Below are 3,918 nucleotides of genomic sequence, written 5' to 3' on the forward strand. Positions count from 1 at the left end.
CCCGTTCGCGGTTCCGGGGCACCCGCGGCCGCCCCGGCGCCGCCACCGCCGGGGGAACGCCGCCGCCCCACCGGTCCCACTGGTCCCACCGGCCCCGGTGGCCACCCCCGACCCGCCGGCCGCTCCGGCGCTGGCAGAATTGGCCCGTGATCGACGCAAGACGGCTGCGGACCCTGCGGGCGGTGGCGGACCACCGGACCGTGACCGCCGCCGCGGCCGCCCTCTACCTCACCCCCTCCGCCGTCTCGCAGCAGCTGGCCGCGCTGGAGCAGGAGACCGGGCACCACCTGCTGGCGCGCGAGGGCCGGGGCGTCCGCCTCACGGCCGCCGGCGAGATCCTGCTCGGCCACGCCGACGCCGTCCTCGCCCAGCTCGAACGCGCCGAGGCGGACCTCGCCGCCTACAGCGCGGGCGTCTCCGGGGAGGTCACCGTCGCGTCCTTCGCCACCGGGATCTCGCTGGTCCTCGCCCCCGCCATCGGCACCCTGGCCACCCGTGCCCCCGGTGTCCGGCTCAAGGTGCTGGACGCGGAGGGCGACGCCAGCCTGCCGATGGTCCTGGACGGGCGCGCCGACCTCGCGGTGGCCGTCGAGTACCGGGGCGCGCCGCGCGCCGACGACGCCCGGCTGACCAGGGTCCCGCTGTACGCGGAACCGTTCGAGGCGGTGCTGCCGCTCGGCCACCCGCTGGCCGCCGGCGACGGCCCGATCGCGGTGGCCGACCTCTCCGCCGAGCCGTGGATCGGCCCCTACCCAGGCAACCCCTGCCACGACGTGGTGCTGCTGGCCTGCGAGCACGCGGGCTTCCAACCGCGCCTGGTGCACTCCTCCGACGACTTCCGCGCCGTCGTCGCGCTCGCCTCCGCCGGTGCGGGGGTGGCGCTGGTGCCGCGCTCCGCGCTGCTCGGGGTGGACCTCGGACAGGTGGCGGTGCGGCCGGTGGACAGCGCGCTCGCGACCCGCCGGGTGTTCGCCGCGGTCCGGGCCGGTGCGGACGGCCACCCGCTGATCCGGCCGGTGCTGGACGCCCTCGCCGAGGCGGCGGCGGCCACCGGCTGAGCCCCGGGGCCCGCACCCGCGGCGCGTCGGGCGCGCGGGGCCCGTCGCTCGCCGGGCCGTCGCGCCGGGCCGTCGCTCGCCGGGCCGTCCGCAGGCGGAACCACCGGCCGGACGGCCGGCAGGACCGCCGTTGTCAGAGCCTGCCCGTATGCTCACTCGCTGCCCGCCCGCTCGCGAAGATCGCCGCTGGCCCGAGCACGTCCTCGCACGTCACCGCACGTGCGCGCACGTCCGCGACGGCCCGCGAAGATCCGGACGGCGGCCGGGCGGTGCCCCGAAGTGGTTGGATCGAGATCGAACCAGGCGACGCCGACGGAGACCGTGCGAGCGGGCCCGCCCGGCAGCCGCCCGCGTCACGGATACGGAGACACGATGAGCAAGGCCCCGAGGCCCGACACGCAGTCCCCCGAGTCGACCGACTCGCACGTGGCCGACGGCCACGACCTGATCCGCGTCCACGGCGCGCGGGTGAACAACCTCAAGGACGTCAGCGTCGAGATCCCGAAGCGCCGGCTGACGGTGTTCACCGGCGTCTCCGGCTCCGGCAAGAGCTCGCTGGTGTTCGGCACGATCGCCGCGGAGTCGCAGCGGCTGATCAACGAGACCTACAGCGCCTTCGTCCAGGGCTTCATGCCGGCCCTGGCCCGGCCCGAGGTGGACGTCCTCGAAGGCCTGACGACCGCGATCATCGTCGACCAGCAGCGGATGGGCGCCGACCCCCGCTCCACCGTCGGTACCGCCACCGACGCCAACGCGATGCTGCGCATCCTCTTCAGCCGGCTCGGGGACCCGCACATCGGCTCGCCCAACGCGTACTCCTTCAACGTCCCCTCGGTCCGCGCGAGCGGCGCGATCACGGTCGAACGGGGCACCGGCAGCAAGACGGTGAAGCAGACCTTCAGCCGCACCGGCGGCATGTGTCCGGGCTGCGAGGGCCGGGGCAAGGTCTCCGACATCGACCTCACCCAGCTCTTCGACGACACCAAGTCGATCGCCGAGGGCGCGATCACGATCCCCGGCTACAAGGTCGACAGCTGGTGGACCGTGGGGATCTTCATCGAGTCGGGTTTCCTCGACCCGGACAAGCCGATCCGCAAGTACACCAAGAAGGAGATGCAGGACTTCCTCTACCGCGAGCCGACCAAGGTGAAGGTCAACGGGGTCAACCTGACCTACGAGGGCCTGATCCCCAAGATCCAGAAGTCGTTCCTCTCCAAGGACAAGGACGCCCTGCAGCCGCACATCAGGGCGTTCGTGGACCGGGCGGTCACCTTCACCGCCTGCCCCGAGTGCGACGGCACCCGGCTCAGCGAGGGCGCCCGGGCGTCGAGGATCGGCGGGATCAACATCGCCGACGCCTGCGCGATGCAGATCACGGACCTCGCCGAGTGGGTCCGCGGCCTCGACGAGCCCTCGGTGGCGCCGCTGCTCGCCACGCTCGGGCAGACCCTCGACTCGTTCGTGGAGATCGGCCTGGGCTACCTCGCGCTCGACCGGCCGTCGGGCACCCTGTCGGGCGGCGAGGCGCAGCGCGTGAAGATGATCCGCCACCTCGGCTCCTCGCTCACCGACACCACCTACGTCTTCGACGAACCCACCACGGGCCTGCACCCCCACGACATCCAGCGGATGAACGGCCTGCTGCGCCGGCTGCGGGACAAGGGCAACACGGTGCTCGTGGTGGAGCACAAGCCGGAGACGATCGCGATCGCCGACCACGTCATCGACCTCGGCCCGGGCGCCGGTTCGGGCGGCGGCACGGTCTGCTTCGAGGGCACCGTGGAGGGGCTGCGGTCGGGCGACACCATCACCGGCCGCCACCTCGACGACCGGGCCGTCGTCAAGGAGGCGGTGCGCAAGCCCACCGGCTCGCTGGAGATCCGCGGCGCGACGGCGAACAACCTGCGGGACGTCTCCGTGGACGTCCCGCTCGGGGTGCTGGTCGTGGTCACTGGTGTCGCGGGCTCGGGCAAGAGCTCGCTCGTGCACGGGTCGATCCCGCCCGGCGCGGGCGTGGTGTCGGTCGACCAGGGCGCGATCCGCGGCTCCCGGCGGAGCAACCCGGCGACGTACACGGGCCTGCTCGACCCGATCCGCAAGGCGTTCGCGAAGGCCAACGGGGTGAAGCCGGCGCTGTTCAGCGCCAACTCCGAGGGCGCCTGCCCCAACTGCAACGGCGCGGGCGTCATCTACACCGACCTCGCGATGATGGCCAACGTCGCCACCACCTGCGAGGAGTGCGAGGGGAAGCGGTTCGAGGCGTCGGTGCTGGACCACCACCTCGGCGGCCGGGACATCAGCGAGGTGCTCGCGATGTCGGTGACCGAGGCCGAGCGGTTCTTCGGCGAGGGCGACGCGCGGACACCGGCCGCGCACCGCATCCTGGAGCGGCTCGCCGACGTCGGGCTCGGCTACCTCAGCCTCGGCCAGCCGCTCACCACGCTGTCCGGCGGCGAGCGGCAGCGGCTCAAGCTGGCCACCCACATGGCCGACCAGGGCGGCGTCTACGTCCTCGACGAGCCGACCACCGGCCTGCACCTGGCCGACGTCGAGCAGCTGCTCGGCCTGCTCGACCGGCTCGTCGACTCCGGGAAGTCGGTCATCGTCATCGAGCACCACCAGGCGGTCATGGCGCACGCCGACTGGATCATCGACCTGGGGCCCGGCGCGGGCCACGACGGCGGCCGGGTCGTCTTCGAGGGCACGCCGGCCGACCTCGTCGCCGCCCGCTCCACCCTGACCGGCGAGCACCTGGCGGCCTACGTCGGCGCCTGACCGCGGCCCGGGGCGCGCCCGGGCGCTCCCGGCGCCTTCGGCGTCCTCGGAGCGAGAAGTCCCCGCGGCCCGGCCCCGGCCGGGC

At 73.9% G+C, this 3,918-nt stretch carries 2 protein-coding genes; both read left to right on the forward strand.

Going from position 1 to position 3,918, the window contains the following annotated elements:
• The first annotated feature begins 146 nt into the window (after positions 1-146).
• Positions 147-1,058 (forward strand): LysR family transcriptional regulator, encoded by a 912-nt coding sequence (locus ACFWOG_RS39985; protein WP_380364580.1) that lies wholly within the window; start codon positions 147-149, stop codon positions 1,056-1,058.
• 372 nt (positions 1,059-1,430) lie between these two features.
• Positions 1,431-3,833 carry an excinuclease ABC subunit UvrA gene (locus tag ACFWOG_RS39990; protein ID WP_329952909.1) on the forward strand — a complete coding sequence of 801 codons (2,403 nt, stop codon included), beginning with the start codon at positions 1,431-1,433 and terminating at the stop codon, positions 3,831-3,833.
• The last annotated feature ends 85 nt before the right edge of the window (positions 3,834-3,918 follow it).

The organism is Kitasatospora sp. NPDC058406 (genome assembly GCF_042722765.1).
Classification (GTDB): Bacteria; Actinomycetota; Actinomycetes; order Streptomycetales; family Streptomycetaceae; genus Kitasatospora.

Excerpts from the sequence above, each read along its gene's own strand:
- ACFWOG_RS39990 (WP_329952909.1), top strand. The coding sequence starts at position 1,431 with ATGAGCAAGGCCCCGAGGCCCGACACGCAGTCCCCCGAGTCGACCGAC.